Origin of the sequence: Chryseobacterium phocaeense (genome assembly GCF_900169075.1) — a bacterium.
GTDB lineage: Bacteria > Bacteroidota > Bacteroidia > Flavobacteriales > Weeksellaceae > Chryseobacterium > Chryseobacterium phocaeense.
In genome coordinates this window covers 394,884-415,010 of record NZ_LT827014.1, presented here as the reverse complement: position 1 = coordinate 415,010, position 20,127 = coordinate 394,884, and the positions used below count along the sequence as shown (strand labels likewise).

Sequence of the window (20,127 nt, the reverse complement as noted above, 5' to 3'; positions counted from 1 at the left end):
AATTATAAGAATTTATTTTCTACCAATATCCAGAGTCTCTGGGCATATTCATCTACTTTACTCCACTTTCTTTCATAATACAGATCGCTGAGATATTCTTTTGCTTCTTCCAGGTTTCTGAATTCATTCAAACGGGAAACAGTTTCGTTGAGATCCGACTGGCTGCCGCCAAAAAGCATTTTGGAAAACGCTATCCTGTCATTGAGATCCAGCCTGAATTGCGGTTTTACTTTATCTGCCTCCATAAAATTGGTAGGGATATTTGTTTTCAGAATACTTCCGGTCTCCTCTTTTACTTCTATTTCCGGAGCCGGTTTTTCTTTTGGGATTTCCCTTTCCAGAGGGTCATCATCAAAAAGAGTTTGCACCGCTTTCAATCCTTTAATGTTGGCCAGTTTTATTTTTTTCTCCTGCTGATAGGCATCCAGATCTTCAAAGCTTTCGTCAGAAGCCGGCTTTTCTTTTTCGGTTTCAGGAAGTGGTTTGTCTATTTCAACGATTTTTCTTCTGTCGTGTATTTCCGCAAGAATGGTTTCTTCTTTTTCCTCGGAAGGAAAATCATGCTTTATTTCGCTCAGAATATTTTCTACATTAGAGGTTTCGGTAAGCATTTCTCCCTGCTCCACCGCAGCACTGGATACTACGAACTGCTCTTCGTTTTCCTCGATCAGGATTTCATCTTCCAGCATCTCGGTATCGAAAATACTTGGAATTCTTTCTGTCTGGTCTTTATTGGTATGGTTTTGTGTATCTTTTTCGGAATCATGTAAAGCAGTTGTTTCATGTGAAACATTTTCTACATCTTCGTCAATTTCATTGAGTTGATTGTTAAAAACGGCCTCTTCTTCAGTAACCTCGCTGATGAATAAATCTTCATTGAGATCTTCATCATTATCCGGTTTGGCATCTGCAAGAATCCTTTCTTCATCAACAAAACTGAATACTTTTTCATCAGGATTGAAAGATTCAGTTTCATCAATTTCATTCAGCTGGTTGTTGAAAACTACCTCTTCTTCCGTAACATTATCCAATGCCTGTGCCTGAACACTTTTATCCTGATCAGAACCATAGTTTTCTTCAGCAAAGTTGATCATGCTTTCGTGAAGTTCATTTTCCATGATTTCTTCCACCTGATGGTTGAATTTTTCATCTTCATCTAATGATCCGGCAGCAAAATTTTCACCTTCGTTTTCGTCAATTTCATTGAACTCATTATTGAAAATAGCTTCTTCTTCCGTTACCTCATGATGAGACTCATGTACATCATCAGAATTCAGGGAACTCAGCTGGTTTTCTGAGTTCTGCTGTGGATGATCCGTTACAAAATACTCTATATTTTTCTCCAAAAGCCTCAAAAAAGAGATCCTGTTGGCAAGCTCATCTACAAGATCCTGCTTGGAAAGTAATTCGTCTACATTGTTTATTTTCTCCAAAATATCGATGATATTTTTGGATTCAAAAAAAATTTTTTCCTTTAAATCTTGGATGTTCTGCATAATAAGAATCTTATTAAAATTGCTTACTTTTGATCTTAAAAATATACGGCTAATTTAACAAATGTTTTTAGAAAATACAATTAATCATTCCAAACAAAGTGGTTGGATGGAAGTTATTTGTGGCTCTATGTTTTCGGGAAAAACCGAGGAACTGATCCGAAGATTGCGCAGAGCGGAAATGGCGGGACAGAACGTGGAAATTTTTAAACCGAGACTGGATACACGATATTCTGAAGAGGACGTGGTTTCTCATAATCAGAACAAAATCCGCAGTACAGCAGTAGATAATCCCAATGAAATCCTTCTGCTGGCTTCTAACTGTGATGTGGTGGGAATAGATGAAGCCCAGTTTTTTGATGAAAGCATTGTTGATATTGCCAACCAGCTCGCCAATAGCGGCGTAAGAGTGGTGGTGGCCGGTCTTGATATGGATTTTCTGGGACGTCCTTTCGGGCCCATGCCCAATCTGATGGCTACTGCAGAATACGTAACAAAAGTGCATGCTATTTGCAAGAGAACGGGTAATCTGGCCAACTACTCCATGAGAATTTCTCAGGGAAATAACCTGGTAGAGCTGGGTGAAACAGAAAGCTATGAAGCGGTAAGCCGCCGTGTTTTTATTGACGAAGTGCTTTTAAAGAAGAAAAAATAGGAAGAACCCTTGTTAATAGCCAAAAGGCAAAACTGCAAAATGCCAAAACGGACATCTATTCAAAAATAAAGAAGGAGGAATTAATGAATTATACAGTACAACAAATTGCAGAGATCACCGGTGCAAAAATCATGGGTGACAATGATCTGTTGATCAGAAATATAGCGTTTGATAGCAGAATTATTTATTCAACGAAAAATACGGCATTTATAGCGATCAATACGCATAAGAATTCCGGTGAAAAATTCATTGAATCTGCAGTGGACCGCGGTATCAGCGTGATCATTTCGGAACACAAGCATGCGCAGTTTGAGCATGTAACCTGGATCATCGTTGAAAATTCTGTTGAATTTCTTCAGAAACTGGCGAAATATCATTTCGAAAATTCTCACCTTAACTCTATCGGAATTACGGGAAGCAACGGAAAAACCATTTTAAAGGAATGGCTGTATCAGTGCCTGTGGAACGAATTTCCGACTGTAAAAAGTCCCAAGAGCTTTAATTCCCAAATAGGCCTTCCCCTTTCTCTGCTCCAGATCAACAACTCCCATGAGCTTGGAATTTTCGAAGTAGGAATTTCACAGCCGGACGAAATGGAGAAACTGGAACATATGTTCCATCCCCGGATCGGTCTGCTGACCCACATCGGGAACGCCCACGCGGCAAATTTTGAATCTGAAGAAGCATTGATCGACGAAAAAATAAAACTTTTTAAGCATTCTGAAACCATTATTTACAATGGTGACAATGCTTTGGTTGATAAAAAGATAGGTGAACTCTATTCAGGTAAAAAATTAATTTCCTACGGTTTTAAAAAGACAAACCAGGTCTTCATCAAAGAAAATATTTCCAGGGATGAAAACATCACGGTTGTTTATTTTGATGAAGAAATTTCTTTTCCTGTTCACCAGAGGGATGAAGCTACATTAACCAATGCTCTGGCATTGATCACAGTCCTGAAGAAACTGAATATTGACAATCAGAAGATCATCGAAAAGATCAATTCCCTGAAAGCTGTGGAAATGCGGCTGGAAGCCATTGAAGGAATAAAAAATAATATCATCATCAATGATTCCTTTAATCTGGATCTTGATTCTCTTAAAACTGCCCTGCAGTTCCTGAATGAATATAAGAAATCTAAAAAGTCCCTAGTATTAACCGATATCGTTGGGGTGAATACCAATTCGCAGGAGCTTTACGAAGAAGTTTCCGAGTTGGTGAATGACCAGAAATTTGATTCTGTATTCCTGATCGGTGATGAAATATCAAAATTCAGTGAATTATTTAAAGCTAAAACCTCTACTTTCGTCAGCACTCAGGAATTAATTGAAAGCAAGCATATTACGGAACTGGAAAACCAGATTATCCTGCTCAAGGGAGCCAGGAAATTTGAGATTGAAAGGCTTAAAGATATTCTTGAGCTCAGAAAGCATGATACGGTTCTGGAAGTGAATCTGAATGCCATACTTCACAATATCGACTATCATAAATCTCTGCTTAAACCGGAAACGAAAATGATGGCCATGGTGAAAGCAAACGCTTATGGACTAGGCAGTTACGAAGTTTCCGAATTCTTACAGCATCATCATATTGATTATCTGGGAGTTGCCTATGCAGATGAGGGTGTAGAACTAAGAAAAAAAGGAATCACTACACCTATTGTTGTGATGAATCCTGAGCAACACAGCTACGAAACGATTATAGAATACAATCTGGAGCCTGAGATTTACAGTTTCAGGGTTTTGGACTTATTTTATGAGGCATTGCAGAAATCCGGAAATGACAAAAAATATCCTATCCACATTAAGCTTGAGACCGGCATGCACCGTCTTGGTTTTAAGGATTTTGAACTGGATCAGCTCAGCGAAACATTAAGCGTGAAAAATTTAAAGGTTCAGAGCCTGTTCAGCCATCTATCTTCTTCTGACGTACCTGAAGAAAGAGAATTTACAATGAAACAGCTTGAAATTTTTGAAAAAAATTCTGGTTATCTGATTGAAAAACTAGGTTACACTCCCCTGCGTCATATTCTTAATTCTTCCGGAATTACAAGCTATACCGCACATCAGTATGATATGGTAAGAATCGGGATCGGAATGCTTGGAGAATCACCAAACAGTGAAATACAGAAACAATTACAGTCTGTAGTCAGTTTTAAAACCGTAATTTCACAGATCTCAACGGTGGCTACCGGGGAATCCGTAGGCTACAGCAGAAAATATAAACCGGATCATGCTGCCAAAATAGCTACCATCCCGGTTGGTTATGCGGACGGCATTCCAAGACTGATCGGGAATCAGGTGGGAAATGTAGGCATTAACAAAACATTAGCACCCATTGTAGGAAATATCTGTATGGATATGATGATGATCAATGTAGACCAGATCCCGAATGTAAAGGAAGGTGATACCGTCACCGTTTTTAATGCCAAACCAAGTTTAAAAGAATTCGCAGACTACTGCAAAACAATAACCTATGAAGTGTTAACCTCCATTTCGCCCCGGGTGAAACGGATTTATATAAAAGACTAGCTATGAGAAAACTCCTGATCCTTCTCTTCGTATTCCAGCTTATGATGATCCATTCCCAGGTGAAAAAGGATCTCGTCATACCAAAAAATCCCAGAATAGGTCTTTCACTTGCGGGTGGCGGCGCCAAAGGTTTTTCACATGTCGGAGTACTGAAAGTATTGGATTCCCTCGGAGTAAAAGTCGATTATATTGCCGGAACCAGCATGGGTGCCATCGTAGGCGGACTGTATGCTTCCGGATATTCGGGGAAAGAAATAGAAAAGATCGTCATGGATACGGATTTCTATTCTCTGATTATGGATCCGAAATCCAGGCAGGAATCCTCTTTCTTTAATAAATCCGTAGATAAATATCTTTTATCAATTCCTCTTAAAAACGGAAAGATCTCCCTTCCCTCTTCTATAAGCTCAGGCCAGAGAAATGTATATCTCCTGAAGGAACTTTTTAAAAATGTTTCCAATATTGATGATTTCTCGAAGCTTCCCATTCCATTTATGTGTGTGGCTACCAATCTGGAAAGCGGTAATATGGAAATTTTTGAAAAAGGGGATCTTGTACAGTCTATTATGGCGAGTTCCGCCTTTCCTTCCCTGATGGACCCCGTAAAAATTGGCGACAGCATTTATATAGACGGAGCGATGACGGTGAACTACCCTTCAAAGCCATTAAAGGACAAAGGAATCGATATAGTTATCGGAGTGGACCTTAACCAGGATTTATCAAAAAGAGAGGATTTAAGCAATATTATTTCGATTCTCAATCAGGTTATTGATTTCGGTATTAAAAGAGATACAAGGAGACAGTATAAATATACGGACATCAATATCAAACCGAATCTGAAAGGCATGACTGCAACCAGTTACGATGAGAAAAAGAAAATTCTTGACAGCGGCTATGCAGAAGGGATGAAATACACGAAGATTCTGGATCAGCTTCCAAAAAGGCCGTTTGACCGACTTAGAGAGCGCGTAAATCCAATATATTCCAATGTATATAAGATTGACAGCATTTCCCTGGATGGAGGCCGTATTTACGGTAAAAACTATGTTCTGGGGAAAATGGGACTTCGCCTTCCTTCCATGCAGACGTATGGAAGCATCAATAAAAAGATCGATAAGCTGGTGGCCACCAACAATTACCGCTTTATCAATTACGATATTATTCCGGACAATGATGCGAACTATCTTAAGCTATACGTTACTGAGGATGAAGCCCGCCATTTCTTAAAAGTCGGACTGCATTACGATGAAGTATTTAAAACAGGACTTCTCCTTAATTACTCCGGAAAACGTCTTTTATTCAAAAACTCAAACCTGTCACTTGATGTGGTAGTGGGTGATAAACCGAGATATTATCTGAATTATTTTATTGATAACGGTTATATTCCAGGCTTTGGAATTTATTCTTCTGGAATGAGTTTCGATCTGAAAAATATTGACAATAATATAGTAGATAAGTGGGAATGGTTCAGAAATGAAGCTTTTATACAATCCGTCTGGAAAGATAAATTTGCCATTGGCGGCGGGATCAGCCACGATTATTTTGCAGCAGAAATCAATGGACAAAATGAAAGGATTATGCGTTTTCTCAATCCTTATGTCTTCCTAAAGAGCGATACCCAGAACGACAAAGACTTCCCTACCAGGGGCATTTTCATCAATGCTGAAGGTAAAGTAGTTGATCTTTTGAAATCTGAGGTTGAAAAGAGAATCATACAGGTAAAAGCTGATATCAGGCTAAACATTCCCCTATCCAAACAATTTACCTACCGTCTGAATCTTTATGGAGGTATTACCATTGGTGATGATCTACCTGAATTTTACAGATACAGGCTTGGCGGAATCTTTGAACAGAATATAATTAATTTCAAAAGCTTCGGAGGTTTCTATTTTGCCCAGCTTAATACCAATAATGTGGTACAAATTTCCAATGATCTGCAGTTTAAATTCAATAAAAACTACTTTATAAGCGGGAATTTTAGTTTTGCCAATCTTTCGGATGACATTAATTTCGAAGATGCAGTTAAAGTAAATTTTAGCTCAGTAGGACTTACAGCTGGTTACAAATCACCTTTCGGACAGATCAAGGTCAATTTCAGCCATTCACTTAAAAACAATCAAAAAGGCATATTCAGTGTTATTTTAGGACACTGGTTTTAATACAATGATACAATTTTTTTACGAAAACTTACCGGAATCTGTAAATACAGACTACACCAAATGGCTGGAAGATATTATTCTTTCAGAAGGAAAAAAGACAGGAGAAATCAATTATATTTTCTGCGATGATGAATATCTGCTAAAGATTAATCAGGATTATCTGCAGCATGATTACTATACCGATATCATCACTTTCGATTATGTAAAAGGGAAAACAATAAGCGGAGAGATTTTCGTATCTTTGCAGCGAATTTCAGACAATGCTTCTACTCTATCCAGAGATTACGAAGAAGAATTAAAAAGGGTCCTTGCCCATGGTATTCTTCACCTCGCAGGATACAAGGATAAGACGGAGGAAGAAGAAAAAGAGATGCGCAGAATGGAAGATTTATACCTGGCTAAATTTAAGGAACTAAACCCTTAATATATTGAAGAATCGCTTAAAGGTTAATCCGTAAAGTATTCAATTCTAGCTACAATAACAACTCATCTGGAGCGCATTCTTCAAAAATGTTTCACGTGAAACATTGATAGAAAAAGTTAAATAAAAGCTTTAAATAAGCAATAGAAAAATGATTTCAGAAATATATGACGTAATCGTAGTAGGTGCCGGACACGCAGGTTGTGAAGCTGCAGCTGCAGCAGCCAACCTTGGTTCAAAAACCCTGCTTGTTACAATGAATATGCAGACCATCGGACAGATGAGCTGCAACCCGGCAATGGGAGGAATCGCAAAAGGACAGATCGTAAGAGAGATTGATGCTATGGGAGGATACTCTGGCATTGTAGCAGATAAATCCGCGATTCAGTTCAAAATGCTGAACCTTTCAAAAGGCCCGGCCATGTGGTCTCCAAGAACTCAAAATGACAGAATGCTTTTTGCAGAAGAGTGGAGATTGGCATTAGAAAATACTCCCAATCTTGATTTCTTTCAGGATATGGTAAAACAGCTTATTATAGAAAACAATAAAGTTGCTGGAGTGGTTACTTCTTTAGGAATTGAAATAAAAGCCAAATCCGTAGTTCTTACCAACGGAACATTTTTAAATGGATTGATCCACGTAGGTGATAAACAATTGGGCGGAGGAAGAATGGGTGAACCAAGAGCATTCGGAATTACAGAACAATTGGTAAGTTTAGGGTTTGAAGCCGGAAGAATGAAAACAGGTACTCCTCCCCGAGTGGATGGAAGAAGCCTGGATTATTCCAAAATGGAAGAACAAAAAGGAGATGAAAATCCTCAAAAGTTCAGCTATATGGACACTCCTAAATTAACAAAACAGCTAAGCTGCCACATTGTATATACTAACGAAACGGTACATGATATCCTACGTGAAGGTTTTGACAGAAGCCCAATGTTCAACGGTACGATCCAAAGTCTCGGACCAAGATATTGCCCAAGTATAGAAGACAAAATCAATCGTTTTGCAGAAAGAACAAGACACCAGCTTTTCGTAGAACCGGAAGGATGGAAAACTGTGGAAATCTATGTAAACGGATTCAGCTCTTCACTTCCTGAAGATGTACAGATCAAAGCAATGAAGCAGATTCCAGGGTTTGAAAATGTAAAAGTTTTCCGCCCGGGATACGCTATTGAATACGACTACTTCCCTCCTACCCAGCTGAAACATACTTTAGAAACAAAACTAATTGACAATTTATATTTTGCCGGCCAGATCAATGGGACTACAGGATATGAAGAAGCTGCAGGACAGGGTTTAATTGCAGGAATCAACGCCCACAATAAAGTACATGAAAAAGAAGATTTTATCCTGAACAGGGATGAAGCTTATATTGGCGTATTGATAGATGATCTTATCACAAAAGGAACTGAGGAACCGTACAGAATGTTCACATCCCGCGCTGAATACAGACTTTTATTAAGACAGGATAATGCAGATATCAGATTGACGAAAAAAGCATTTGATTTAGGGCTTGCCAAAGAGGACAGATTAAGAAAAGTAGAAACAAAACTATCTAAGAGTCAGGAACTTGAAGAATTTTTAAGAGAAACTTCTTTAAAACCAGGCATCATCAATCCTATTCTGGAAAAATCCGAAAGTAATCCTGTAGATCAGGCATATAAAGCTGCCCAATTCCTTACCAGACCTAATATTACCCTGGAAAAGCTTGATGAAATTAAAGCTATTAAAGAATTTTCTTCAAAATATGATGACGAAGTAAGGGAACAGGCAGAAATTAATATCAAATATAAAGGTTACATAGAAAAAGAAAAGGAAAATGTAGCTAAGCTTAACCGTTTGGAAAATATAAAAATTCCTGAAGACTTTGATTATAAAAGCCTTTCTAGCCTGTCAGCAGAAGCAAAACAGAAAATGTCCAATGTAAGACCAAAAACCATTGCACAGGCAGGCAGAATCAGTGGTGTTTCACCGGCTGATATTAACGTTTTACTGGTCTATTTAGGACGTTAAATCAAAAATGTTTCACGTGAAACATTTGTAAATTATAAGCAAAAATTAAGGTATTTATGAGTCCCAAATTCAACTTATAAATATCTTAATTTTAAAATATCAAGAATATTCATACAAATGAGAATAAAGGATCATTTTCTTTCGCAGGAAATATTTGAAATAAAAGAAACAGAAACCAAGGGAGTATTCAAAACCTCCCCTATTCCATCCAATATTTCCAGATATTATGAAAGCGAAGATTATATTTCCCACCATCAGGACTCCGGAAGTTTTAAAGAAAAGCTTTATAAATTTCTTCAGTCTTTTAATCTGCAGTACAAGAAAAATATTCTTGCCGACAGGATAAAAAAAGGATCAAAAGTTTTGGATTATGGTTGCGGCGCAGGAGAATTTGTAAAGTATATAGAAAATGATTTTGAAACTTTTGGTTTTGAGCCGGATGCAGATGCCAGAAAAGCAGCAGTCAGCAAAATATCAAAAGCTACTGTCCTGGATCACATACAAACCGTTCCTGACCAGAGTTTAGATGCCATCACCCTATGGCATGTGTTTGAACATATAGAAAATCAGGATGAAATGCTTGAATTATTTCACGGGAAACTAAAAGAAAAAGGACTTCTTATCATTGCTGTTCCCAATCCTACTTCCTATGATGCAAAGCATTACAAAGAATACTGGGCAGCTTATGATGTTCCAAGACACATCTATCATTTTTCCAAAAATGGTATGGAAAATCTGATTTCCAAAAAGCAAGGCTGGAAAATGAGAAAAATCAAACCATTGGTCCTTGACTCATTTTATATCTCCATGTTGAGCGAAAAATACAAGAAATCACCTCTTTTTTGGCTAAAAGCTATCATCTACGGAACGATTTCTAACGTAAAGGCGCTTTTTTCAAACGAATTTTCAAGTTTGATATATATTATCGAGAAAAGGTAGAAAATCGATTTTTGAACCATTTCTGAAGGTCAATTTTCACCAATTTTCACTAAAAAAACAAAAACCTGGAGATTTAATCCAGGTTTTTGTTTTGATTTTTATACAGCTGATGATTTAACAATATTCCCCTTCTACTCTATTTAAAAGAATGAAAAAAAATATATCGTAATCTTAAGCATCAAAAAAAAGATTGAAAATTCAGAAATCAAAAAGAAAAAATAAATCCAGCATATTTCAGAACACTTTAATTTCAAACTGACCACAAATAAGAAATCAGATAAAAGAATGAAAATTAAAGCAAAATAGTATGAACAAAATAAATTTCATATAAAACGAGATATCCACAACTTTCTAACAACAACCAAAATTTCTCACTGATTTTAAGAAATTCATCATTTTTACTGAGATCCGTTTCAGAACAAAAAAACTTAGTGAAATAAAAAAGACCGCCAGATTATGACGGTCTTCTATATAAAATAAAATATTACCTAATTGTTAATAGCAGCAACACCCGGAAGTTCCAAACCTTCCAGACTTTCAAGCATCGCTCCACCACCGGTAGAAACATAACTTACTTTATCATCATATCCAAACTGCTTCACGAAAGCAACGCTGTCTCCGCCACCAACAAGAGAAAAAGCACCTAGCTTAGTTGCTTCAGCAATACTGTCTCCGAGAGCAATTGTCCCTCCTGCAAAGTTGGACATTTCGAAAACTCCAATCGGTCCGTTCCAAAGAATCGTTCTTGAATTTAAAAGAACATCGTTAAACTGGTCTCTTGATTTTTGCCCGGCATCAAGCCCCATCCATCCTTCAGGAATTGCATAGATATCCGCTTCCTTTCTCTCCGCTTCGTTATTGAAAGCTTCAGCAATAATAGCATCTGAAGGAAGATATACTTTTACCTTATGCTCTTTAGCTTTCCCTAAAATTTCAAGCGCTAAAGGAAGTTTATCTTCTTCTACAAGTGAATTTCCGATTTTTCCGCCCAAAGCTTTGATAAAAGTAAATGCCATACCACCTCCGATGATCAGATTATCTATAGCAGGAAGTATATTTTCTATAATGGTAATTTTAGTTGAAACTTTTGAACCTCCAAGTATCGCAGTTACAGGCTTCTCCCCTTTCCTCAACACTTTATCAATTGCCTGAAGTTCCTTAGCCATCAATAAACCGAAAAATTTAGTTGATTTAAAAAACTTAGCAATAACAGCTGTAGAAGCGTGAGCTCTGTGCGCAGTTCCGAAAGCATCGTTCACGTAAGCATCACCAAGTTTGGCAAGCTGTTCAGCGAATCCTTCATCACCCTTCTCCTCCTCATTATGAAAACGAAGATTCTCCAGCAATAGGATTTCACCCGGCTGAAGCTCAGAAGCAGCCTTTTCTGCCTTTTCTCCAATACACTCGTCCACAAACTTCACTTCATGCCCAAGAACGCCGGAAACTTCATCTGCGATATGTTTAAGAGAGAATTCATCTTTCACCTCTCCTTTCGGTCTACCCAGATGCGTCATTAAGATCACAGAACCTCCGTCTGCAAGAATTTTTTCAACCGTTGGTTTCACAGCGGTGATTCTCGTATTATCTGTCACCTTCAGCTGATCATCCTGCGGAACATTAAAATCCACTCTTACCAGAGCCTTCTTGTCTTTAAAATTGAAATCATTGATTGTTTTCATAAGTATCGTTGAATTTTCTTTTCACAAATGTAAGCTTTTAAACATTTTGAGCGGAACCAATGAAACAAAAGTTTTTGGAAAACTTTCCCCATCCCCATTCACCCACTAATCAACATTTTTTCTCTCTTAAAAAAAAAGAATAATGTAGTTGTTGTTGAGTATTGTTAGTTTCGGGGATAAGTTTTACCAGAATAATTGGTAACAATTAATTTCAATTCAATTCATATTTAATTCACATTATAAAATATTGAAAATCTGAATTTTCACAGACTTACCAACAGATGTTGATAATTTGCCCACAGATCCGGTGTTAATTATTTTATTCCGGAAAAACTTCGGATTAAGTGGAGAAAAGATTTTGAAAATTGTGATTAAAATTTTTAAACAGATTTCCCATTACAAAATAAATTCATCTTTAAAAATAGAAAGTTGAAAAAACTTTTCCACACTTATTCACATTGCTTTTCACAATTTACTCCCGGAGAATTCACAGGCTTTGTTATTATTCTTACCTTTGTCATGAAATAAAATCTAAAAAGACTTAATAGAAGTATTATGAAAAGAAAAATAGCTATCGCTGCAGACCATGCAGGCTATGAGTATAAAGAGATTGTTAAAAACTATCTTTCAGAACGTTTTGAAGTTCAGGATTTTGGCACGTTTTCCACAGACAGTGTGGATTATCCAGACTTTGTTCATCCTGCAGCCACTTCAGTAGAAAACGGAGAAAATGAACTGGGAATTTTGATCTGCGGAAGCGGAAACGGAGTTCAGATCACAGCGAACAAGCACCAAAAGATCAGATGTGCGCTTTGCTGGATGCCGGAGATTGCCGTGCTTGCGAGACAGCATAATGATGCCAATATGATCTCTATGCCGGCGAGATTTATATCGAAGGAAGTAGCCATTGAAATTGCAGAAAAGTTTCTGTCCACTGATTTTGAAGGTGGAAGACACCAGAACCGAGTAGATAAAATTGCTTTCTGCTAAAAATATAAAGGCCTGTAAATCAAACTACAGGCCTTATTTATTTTTTATGTTGTATATTTGCAGCTGGTGATAGAAAATTACCCGTCTATTATTTCCATACAAGGCCTGAAATATTAAAAAATATTTAATCAAAGGTTTTTCTCTCCTCTTCTCCATATTTGTAGTAATTTTATGCAACTAAGATTTCCATTGTTAAAAAATTGGAAGGAAAATTGATGATGTTGATAATAAAGAAAACGTCAGACTGAATGAATATCAAAGTATCTGTTGTATTACTTTTTGCCATACCCTGTTTCCATGCTCATGAAATAACGGATAAAGATGCTTTTGAAAGATGCAGAAAGGAAAACAGCCGGAGAACTTGTTTGTCCGATAAAGATAAAGATCGTGTCTTATTTTATCTGGATGAATGTCCGGATGTTAAGGGATGGATGGAACAGAAAGGGTATCTGGATACAGACGGAGATGGAATTCCAGATAAGAATGACCAGTGTTTTGAAGTGGCAGGACCTATAGAAAATAAAGGCTGTCCGTGGCCGGATGCTGATGGTGACGAGATCCCTGATAATGATGATGCCTGTCCGGCAGTCAACGGACCATCTGAAAACAATGGCTGTCCGTGGGCGGATACGGATGGAGACGGTGTATGGGACAAAGATGATGTATGTCCTACCGTTGCAGGAAAGATTGAAATGAATGGCTGCCCGCCTGCTATTAGACATTCCAATTCAAAGGAAACTTTGCAAAAACTAAAGAAGTAATAATTTCTGAAAGTGATTTTATTAAGTTATCTCTTAACATGGAAGAAAAAGATAATAAATCAGATGTACTTTTAGGAGATTTTATCTACTATTTTGAATTCAAAGATTTTAAAGTCAAAGAAATTTCAAAACAGGATTATTACCATACTAATAATTAAATAATATTAAAAATGCCAAGAAAAAAAAGCAAATATATAAGTCATAAAAACGATCAGAAATTGATAGAGATCGGAAGACAGATCCTGCGTTTCATGAACGCCAATTCGTCTAAAATCTACAATTATAAGCAGATTGCAGACGGAATAGATTATAAAAACCCACGCCAGAGAGAACAGGTGATCCAGGCTCTTCACAGGCTTCAGGGTTCTGAAAAGATTAAGGAAGTGGAAAAAGGAAAGTATATCATTAACCTGAAAATTGCGGGAACTTTAACCGGGATCATTGATTTCAACCAGTCCGGTAATGCTTACGTCAATGTGGAAGGTGTAGAAGATGATATCTTTATCCACTCCAAAAATGTAAAAGATGCATTACAGGGCGATAAGGTTCTGATCATTACCTACCATTTCAAAGGAAAAAAACTGGAAGGCTCCGTACTGGAAGTATTGGAAAGAACCAGAACTGAGTTTGTCGGGACGTTCCAGCTCGTTACCCACAAAGATTTTGGGTTCGTAGTTTGTGATAAAAAAACGATTAATACAGATATTTTCATTCCGAAAACAAAATTCGGAGGTGCTGAAAACGGTGATAAAGTAATCGTTAAAATGACAGAATGGAAACCGGGTGATAAAAATCCTGAAGGAGAAATTATCCAGGTACTGGGTGCTCCCGGTGAACATGAAACTGAGATCCACTCAATTCTTGCAGAATATGGCCTTCCTTATGAATTTCCTCAGGAAGTTGAGCTGGATGCAGATAAAATTGACAGAAGAATTACAGATGAAGAAGCAGCCAAAAGATGGGATATGCGGGATATCTGTACCTTCACTATTGACCCGAAGGACGCTAAAGATTTTGATGACGCCCTTTCCATCAGAAAACTGGAAAACGGATTCTGGGAAATCGGGGTTCACATTGCTGACGTTTCCCATTATGTAGTGCCGGGAACGATCCTTGATGACGAAGCCTACAAAAGAGCAACCTCCGTTTACCTTGTAGACCGCGTGGTTCCTATGCTTCCGGAAGTTTTGAGTAATGATGTATGTTCCCTTCGCCCGAATGAGGATAAATATACCTTCTCAGCAGTTTTCCAGCTGAATGATAAAGCGGAGATCCAGAAGCAGTGGTTCGGAAGAACGGTGATTCATTCAGACAGAAGATTTACCTATGAAGAAGCCCAGGAACGTATAGAAACGGGACAGGGAGATCTTGCTGAAGAAATCAACATACTGGATAAGCTGGCTAAAATTATGCGTGATCAGCGTATTAAAAACGGAGCAATTACTTTTGACAGAAGTGAAGTAAGATTCAATCTGGATGAAAATAACGAGCCTGTAGGGGTTTATTTTAAAATAAGCAAAGATTCCAATCACCTGATTGAAGAATTCATGCTTTTAGCCAATAAAAAAGTGTCCGAATTCGTATCACTCACCCACAAAGGAGGTATTACCAATAATACCTTTATCTACAGGGTACACGATGATCCGGATCCGGCAAAACTGGAAGCTTTGAGAGATTTTGTATCCACATTCGGATATAAAATGAATCTTGATAATACCAAAAAAGTAGCAGAATCATTAAATAACCTTCTTCATGACGTGAAAGGTAAAGGAGAAGAAAATATGATTGAAACCCTGGCCATGCGGAGTATGAGCAAAGCGGTATATTCTACGGAACCGATCGGTCACTACGGTTTAGGTTTTGAGTATTACAGCCATTTCACCTCTCCTATCAGGCGTTATCCCGATCTTCTTGCCCACCGTTTGCTGCAGCATTATCTGGATGGAGGAAAATCTCCGAGCAAAGCAGAGCTTGAAGAAAAAGCAAAACACTGCAGTTCTATGGAAAGGCTGGCAGCCGATGCAGAAAGGGATTCCATTAAGTTTATGCAGGTGAAATTCATGGAAAAACACCTGGGAGAAACATTCAGTGGCGTGATTTCAGGAGTGGCAGAATTCGGTTTCTGGGTGGAAATACCGGAAAACGGAGCTGAAGGCCTGATTAAATTAAGAGACCTGGTAGATGATTCCTATTCCTATGATGGCAAAACCCATGCAGTGTACGGGAACAGAACCGGTAAAAAATATCAGCTGGGAGATCAGGTCCGTATTAAAGTAGTAAAAGCAAACCTTATTCAGAAACAGTTGGACTTTAAGATTGTTGATTAATTGAATCATAAAGTCTAACTTTGTATAAATGGGATGATTTTCATCTAAAATACTATTGAATGTTTGAACTTGTACTTTCTGCCATTGTTTTAGGGTTTATGCTGAGCCTGGTTTTTATAGGACCTATTTTTTTCCTTTTAATTGAAACCAGCTTCTCACGCGGCCCGAGACATGCTCTGGCACTGGACCTCGGAGTGATTACAGCAGATTTATTATGCATTGTTGCAGCTTATTATGCAAGTGCAGATATTGTAACGTTAATAGATAAACATCCCGGCTTTTACAGGATCACCTCTATTCTTATTTTTGTGTACGGGATCGTCATGATGGTTACCAGGACCAAAATGCATATGCCTGGTGAAGAAAGAATCATTGGCCAAAACTATATCAAAACGTTTTTTAATGGTTTTTTCTTCAATCTTCTCAATGTAGGCGTGATTCTTTTCTGGCTCGTAACGGTAATCTCTGTACGGAACCAGTATCCTGATACCAGCAGTTTTCTCCTCTACATAGGTATTGTAATCGCTACGTATCTGTGTATTGATCTTGCCAAAATTTTCCTTGCAAAACAATTTCACGATAAACTTACCCAGAAACTCGCCAACCAGATCAGAAGGGTCGTAGGCGGGATTCTTATTGTTTTCAGTTTCTTTATTTTCCTGCAGAGCTATAAGAAATTTAACCAGTTCGACAGGCGTCTGGAAGAAGCTGAGAAAAAAGAAATCAAGTATCAGAAAACAGAATGAAAAAAATAATCTTTCCGAAAGCCCTTAAAAAAGGAGCCAAAATAGCCGTTATTTCCCCTGCCGGAGCTGTAGATGCTCCTCAATTGGAAAAGGGAATAGAAATGATTAGAAACAGAGGTTTTGAGCCTGTACTAGGTGAACACCTCTATACCAGATACGCAAACGGATATAATTACGCCGGAACAGAAGAAGAGAGATTGCAGGATATCAACTGGGCTCTGAATGATAACGAAATTTCAGCAGTCTGGGCTTCAAGAGGAGGCTACGGTTGTCAGCATCTTGTTCAGCATTTAAAACTGAAAAACTTTACACAAAATCCGAAATGGTATATCGGCTACTCAGATAATACCGTTATTCAAAGCTATTTACTGAAGAAAGGTTTCGCATCTATTCACGGCCAAACTATTAAAACATCCAGTTTCGGTGTGACCGATGAAAGCTATGATCTGATTTTTGATGTTTTAAAAGGAAAATCTCCAAAATATGCTTTAAAATCCCATGAATTGAATAAAAAAGGGAATATAGAAGGCGAATTGGTTGGCGGTAATTTAGCGCTGATCTATGCCCTTCTGGGAACCCCGTTCTCGTTTGATTTCAAGGATAAAATCTTATTTATTGAAGATATAGGAGAAAATTTCTATGCCTTAGACCGGATGATTATGAGCCTGGAATTAGCCGGTGTTTTCAAAAAAATAAAAGGATTGATTATCGGGGGAATGACCAATATGGGTGATGAAAAAGACAATAAAAGTTTCGAAGAAAGCTTCGATGAATTTGCTTATAAGCTTATTTCAGACCGTGTTTCCAAATACCGGTTTCCCACTGTTTTCGGATTCCCGAATGGCCATATTAAGGACAACAGACCTTTGATCATCGGCGGAACAGTGAAAGTACAGGTTAAGGATAAGGTTAAGATCGAATTTTAAAAGTAATATCACAACGCTCTCCCACTCTCAAACCTCAAAAACATGGCGACTCATAGCGATTTCGGGAAAATAGCAGAAGATCTCGCAGCAGAATTCTTACTGAAAAACGGCTATACAATCTTAGTCAGGAATTTCCGATTTCAAAAATCTGAGATCGATATTATTGCAGAGAAGGAGAGCTTGATTATTATTGTAGAGGTAAAAGCCCGGTCTACCGATGCTTTTATGCTGCCACAGGAAGCGGTAACCAAAGCAAAGATTAAATCTATTGTTTCCGCAGCGAATTATTTTATGGAGGAATTTAATAAAAATCAGGAAGTAAGATTTGATATTATTTCGGTTCTTCCCGATGAAAAAAAGAATCTGATTATTGAACATATTATCAATGCTTTTGAAGCCTTAGACGCGAATTAGAAAATGTACCGATCTAGATAATGTACCAATTTAATAATGTACCAGTGTAACAATAGTAATGTCAATCTTCTGTTCATTGCTACATTGCTACACTGCTACATTGCTACATTGAAATTAAAGAAATTATGAAAACAATACTCATCACCGGAGCCACCTCCGGAATAGGAAAATCTACGGCAGAGCTTCTGGCCAGGCAGGGAAACAGAGTGATCATCTGTGGGAGAAGGAATGAAGTTCTGGAAGCCCTTAAATCTGAATTATCTCAATATACCGAAATATTTAGTTTAATATTTGATGTGAGAAATTTAGAAGAGGTGGAAAACGCGATCAATTCCCTTCCGGACGGATGGAAGGACATTGATGTTTTAATCAATAATGCCGGAAATGCTCACGGGTTGGATCCCCTTTCTTCCGGAAAGACAGATGATTGGGATTCTATGATTGACGGAAATGTGAAGGGACTGCTTTATGTTTCCAAGATGATTATTCCTATCATGAAAGACCGGCAAGGCGGACATATTGTAAATATTAGTTCGGTGGCTGCAAGGCAGACCTATGCGAACGGAACGGTATATTGTGCGACTAAAAAAGCAGTTGATGTTATTTCAGACGGAATGCGCCTGGAACTTACAGAATTTGGAATCAAAGTGACCAATATCCAGCCTGGTGCGGTGGAAACTGATTTCTCACTTGTAAGATTCAAAGGAGACAGTGAAAGAGCCGCTACGGTATATGCCGGATATGAAGCTTTAAGGGCCGAAGATATCGCAGATGCCATCGCCTATTGCATCAATGCTCCAAAACATGTGATGGTTTCAGATATGACCATTTATCCGAGTGCACAGAGCGAACCGCGAACGATTTACAGGAAATAAGGTGAAAAGAATATTACTTTTTATCCTGATTTTTTCATTCGTTTTCTGGAAAGGTCAGAATATTGAAGCTTTTCAGAAAGAGCTGAAGCTGTTTGAGAATATTAAACTACTGGATCAATACCTGCAGAATAATGATGAAAAAATAGTTGACCTTTTGGACAGGGATGTGTCTTTTGGTCATTCCAACGGATGGGTGCAGGGCTTTGATGATTTCAAAAAAGATTTTTCATCAAAAAAAGTAATCTACAAAGATATTCAGCAGACAGGGCTTTCCGAGATCAAGAAATATAAAAGAACAGCAAGTATCAGGAGAAAAATAAAAGTGCTGGGCACCTATAAAAACCAGGATTTTGAAATGAAACTGGCTTTGCTCGAAATCTGGATAAAAAAAGATGCAGAATGGAAATTATGGAGCCGGCAGAGTGTCGAAATAAAGCCCTAAATTTGCATGAATTTAATGCAATTTCGCCTTTTCACGATTTTGCAGATTAGCCTAAAGTAAGAAAATGAAAATATTATATCTTGAAACTTCCTCCAAAAACTGTTCAGTAGCGGTATCAGACGGCGAAAAACTCCTATGCCTGTGTGAAGAGGTTTCTGACAATTATAAACAGTCCGAAAGTCTTCATACTTATGTAGAATGGGCATTGGAAGGAGCAGGTCTTACGATGAAAGATATTGAGGCTGTTTCTTTGGGCAAGGGTCCCGGATCTTATACGGGATTGAGAATTGGTGCTGCATCAGCAAAAGGTTTCTGTTATGGCCTTAAAGTGCCGCTCACTGCTGTTAATTCTCTGGAAAGCATGATAGAGCCTTTTTTAGGCATGAACTATGATTTTATAGTGCCGCTGATCGATGCAAGGAGAATGGAGGTTTATACAGCCGTTTATGACGGTCAAACGGGAGAAGAGCAATCTGAAACCGAAGCTAAAATTTTAGATGAAACTTCTTTTGAAGAATTTAAAGATAAAAAAGTAATTTTTGTGGGAGACGGCGCCAGGAAGGCAAAAGACATCCTGAATCTTCCGGATGCAGATTTCAGGGATGACATCTACCCTTCCGCCCAGCATCTCATTAAAAAGACCCTTGAAAAGATCAACAGGGAAGAATTCGAAGACATTGCGTATTTTGAGCCATTCTATCTCAAGGATTTCCACGGGGTAAAGAAAAAGAAAAGCGAAGAATAGATCTTCGCTT

The 20,127-nt window shown here is 37.9% G+C and carries 16 protein-coding genes and 1 pseudogene; 15 read left to right on the top strand and 2 right to left on the bottom strand.

The features are described from left to right. Nucleotides 1–2: 2 nt before the first annotated feature. Entirely contained in the window at nt 3–1,496 is a 1,494-nt protein-coding gene (locus B7E04_RS03350) for a hypothetical protein (protein WP_080777369.1), read from the bottom strand. Nucleotides 1,497–1,557: 61 nt separating this feature from the next. On the opposite strand from B7E04_RS03350, the gene B7E04_RS03345 reads away from it, so the two are divergent. From B7E04_RS03345 to B7E04_RS03320, 6 genes are all read left to right on the top strand, one after another. Continuing rightward, nucleotides 1,558–2,148: a thymidine kinase gene (locus tag B7E04_RS03345; RefSeq protein WP_034701111.1), complete on the top strand. Its 591-nt coding sequence runs from the start codon at nt 1,558–1,560 to the stop codon at nt 2,146–2,148. An 83-nt stretch (nt 2,149–2,231) separates the two neighbouring features. Continuing rightward, nucleotides 2,232–4,679 carry a bifunctional UDP-N-acetylmuramoyl-tripeptide:D-alanyl-D-alanine ligase/alanine racemase gene (locus B7E04_RS03340; RefSeq protein ID WP_080777368.1) on the top strand — a complete coding sequence of 816 codons (2,448 nt, stop codon included), beginning with the start codon at nt 2,232–2,234 and terminating at the stop codon, nt 4,677–4,679. Between the two features lie 2 nt (nt 4,680–4,681). After that, the gene (locus tag B7E04_RS03335) at nt 4,682–6,838 is read left to right on the top strand and encodes a patatin-like phospholipase family protein (protein ID WP_080777367.1); all 2,157 of its coding nucleotides are present in this window, start codon (nt 4,682–4,684) and stop codon (nt 6,836–6,838) included. Nucleotides 6,839–6,842: 4 nt separating this feature from the next. Next, nucleotides 6,843–7,262 (top strand): rRNA maturation RNase YbeY, encoded by a 420-nt coding sequence (gene ybeY, locus B7E04_RS03330; protein WP_080777366.1) that lies wholly within the window; start codon nt 6,843–6,845, stop codon nt 7,260–7,262. A gap of 148 nt (nt 7,263–7,410) precedes the next feature. Continuing rightward, on the top strand, nt 7,411–9,273 hold the full coding sequence (gene mnmG / locus B7E04_RS03325; protein ID WP_080777365.1) for a tRNA uridine-5-carboxymethylaminomethyl(34) synthesis enzyme MnmG: 1,863 nt from the start codon (nt 7,411–7,413) through the stop codon (nt 9,271–9,273). Between the two features lie 117 nt (nt 9,274–9,390). Then, a complete protein-coding gene (locus tag B7E04_RS03320) occupies nt 9,391–10,212 on the top strand; it encodes a class I SAM-dependent methyltransferase (RefSeq protein ID WP_080777364.1) in 822 nt (273 codons plus the stop codon). A 488-nt stretch (nt 10,213–10,700) separates the two neighbouring features. On the opposite strand, the gene B7E04_RS03315 is transcribed toward B7E04_RS03320, so the two are convergent. Then, on the bottom strand, nt 10,701–11,891 hold the full coding sequence (locus tag B7E04_RS03315; protein WP_080777363.1) for a phosphoglycerate kinase: 1,191 nt from the start codon (nt 11,889–11,891) through the stop codon (nt 10,701–10,703). Nucleotides 11,892–12,446: 555 nt separating this feature from the next. Here B7E04_RS03315 and rpiB point away from each other — a divergent pair. The 9 genes and pseudogenes from rpiB (at nt 12,447) to tsaB (ending at nt 20,117) form a co-directional block, all read left to right on the top strand. Next, nucleotides 12,447–12,881 (top strand): ribose 5-phosphate isomerase B, encoded by a 435-nt coding sequence (rpiB, locus tag B7E04_RS03310; RefSeq protein WP_062651826.1) that lies wholly within the window; start codon nt 12,447–12,449, stop codon nt 12,879–12,881. Nucleotides 12,882–13,252: 371 nt separating this feature from the next. Beyond that, a pseudogene (locus B7E04_RS22340) lies at nt 13,253–13,588 on the top strand (thrombospondin type 3 repeat-containing protein); the annotation flags it as partial. 224 nt (nt 13,589–13,812) lie between these two features. Next, on the top strand, nt 13,813–15,969 hold the full coding sequence (gene rnr / locus B7E04_RS03300) for a ribonuclease R (protein WP_080777361.1): 2,157 nt from the start codon (nt 13,813–13,815) through the stop codon (nt 15,967–15,969). A 59-nt stretch (nt 15,970–16,028) separates the two neighbouring features. After that, a complete protein-coding gene (locus tag B7E04_RS03295; protein ID WP_062651830.1) occupies nt 16,029–16,715 on the top strand; it encodes a LysE family translocator in 687 nt (228 codons plus the stop codon). Then, nucleotides 16,712–17,641, top strand: a complete 930-nt coding sequence (locus tag B7E04_RS03290; RefSeq protein ID WP_080777360.1) for a S66 peptidase family protein — start codon at nt 16,712–16,714, stop codon at nt 17,639–17,641. The genes B7E04_RS03295 and B7E04_RS03290 overlap by 4 nt, the downstream gene beginning before the upstream one ends. A gap of 42 nt (nt 17,642–17,683) precedes the next feature. Further along, the gene (locus tag B7E04_RS03285) at nt 17,684–18,055 is read left to right on the top strand and encodes a YraN family protein (RefSeq protein WP_080777359.1); all 372 of its coding nucleotides are present in this window, start codon (nt 17,684–17,686) and stop codon (nt 18,053–18,055) included. Nucleotides 18,056–18,180: 125 nt separating this feature from the next. After that, the gene (locus tag B7E04_RS03280) at nt 18,181–18,930 is read left to right on the top strand and encodes an SDR family NAD(P)-dependent oxidoreductase (RefSeq protein ID WP_080777358.1); all 750 of its coding nucleotides are present in this window, start codon (nt 18,181–18,183) and stop codon (nt 18,928–18,930) included. 1 nt (nt 18,931) lies between these two features. Continuing rightward, the gene (locus B7E04_RS03275) at nt 18,932–19,372 is read left to right on the top strand and encodes a nuclear transport factor 2 family protein (protein WP_080777357.1); all 441 of its coding nucleotides are present in this window, start codon (nt 18,932–18,934) and stop codon (nt 19,370–19,372) included. A gap of 64 nt (nt 19,373–19,436) precedes the next feature. After that, nucleotides 19,437–20,117 carry a tRNA (adenosine(37)-N6)-threonylcarbamoyltransferase complex dimerization subunit type 1 TsaB gene (tsaB, locus tag B7E04_RS03270; RefSeq protein WP_080777356.1) on the top strand — a complete coding sequence of 227 codons (681 nt, stop codon included), beginning with the start codon at nt 19,437–19,439 and terminating at the stop codon, nt 20,115–20,117. Nucleotides 20,118–20,127: the final 10 nt, after the last annotated feature.

What these genes read in the sequence shown, in the direction of transcription:
- B7E04_RS03350 (WP_080777369.1), bottom strand. Translation starts at nt 1,496, where the DNA reads ATGCAGAACATCCAAGATTTAAAGGAAAAAATTTTTTTTGAATCCAAA.
- B7E04_RS03345 (WP_034701111.1), top strand. Translation starts at nt 1,558, where the DNA reads ATGTTTTTAGAAAATACAATTAATCATTCCAAACAAAGTGGTTGGATG.
- B7E04_RS03340 (WP_080777368.1), top strand. Translation starts at nt 2,232, where the DNA reads ATGAATTATACAGTACAACAAATTGCAGAGATCACCGGTGCAAAAATC.
- B7E04_RS03335 (WP_080777367.1), top strand. Translation starts at nt 4,682, where the DNA reads ATGAGAAAACTCCTGATCCTTCTCTTCGTATTCCAGCTTATGATGATC.
- ybeY (WP_080777366.1), top strand. Translation starts at nt 6,843, where the DNA reads ATGATACAATTTTTTTACGAAAACTTACCGGAATCTGTAAATACAGAC.
- mnmG (WP_080777365.1), top strand. Translation starts at nt 7,411, where the DNA reads ATGATTTCAGAAATATATGACGTAATCGTAGTAGGTGCCGGACACGCA.
- B7E04_RS03320 (WP_080777364.1), top strand. Translation starts at nt 9,391, where the DNA reads ATGAGAATAAAGGATCATTTTCTTTCGCAGGAAATATTTGAAATAAAA.
- B7E04_RS03315 (WP_080777363.1), bottom strand. Translation starts at nt 11,891, where the DNA reads ATGAAAACAATCAATGATTTCAATTTTAAAGACAAGAAGGCTCTGGTA.
- rpiB (WP_062651826.1), top strand. Translation starts at nt 12,447, where the DNA reads ATGAAAAGAAAAATAGCTATCGCTGCAGACCATGCAGGCTATGAGTAT.
- rnr (WP_080777361.1), top strand. Translation starts at nt 13,813, where the DNA reads ATGCCAAGAAAAAAAAGCAAATATATAAGTCATAAAAACGATCAGAAA.
- B7E04_RS03295 (WP_062651830.1), top strand. Translation starts at nt 16,029, where the DNA reads ATGTTTGAACTTGTACTTTCTGCCATTGTTTTAGGGTTTATGCTGAGC.
- B7E04_RS03290 (WP_080777360.1), top strand. Translation starts at nt 16,712, where the DNA reads ATGAAAAAAATAATCTTTCCGAAAGCCCTTAAAAAAGGAGCCAAAATA.
- B7E04_RS03285 (WP_080777359.1), top strand. Translation starts at nt 17,684, where the DNA reads ATGGCGACTCATAGCGATTTCGGGAAAATAGCAGAAGATCTCGCAGCA.
- B7E04_RS03280 (WP_080777358.1), top strand. Translation starts at nt 18,181, where the DNA reads ATGAAAACAATACTCATCACCGGAGCCACCTCCGGAATAGGAAAATCT.
- tsaB (WP_080777356.1), top strand. Translation starts at nt 19,437, where the DNA reads ATGAAAATATTATATCTTGAAACTTCCTCCAAAAACTGTTCAGTAGCG.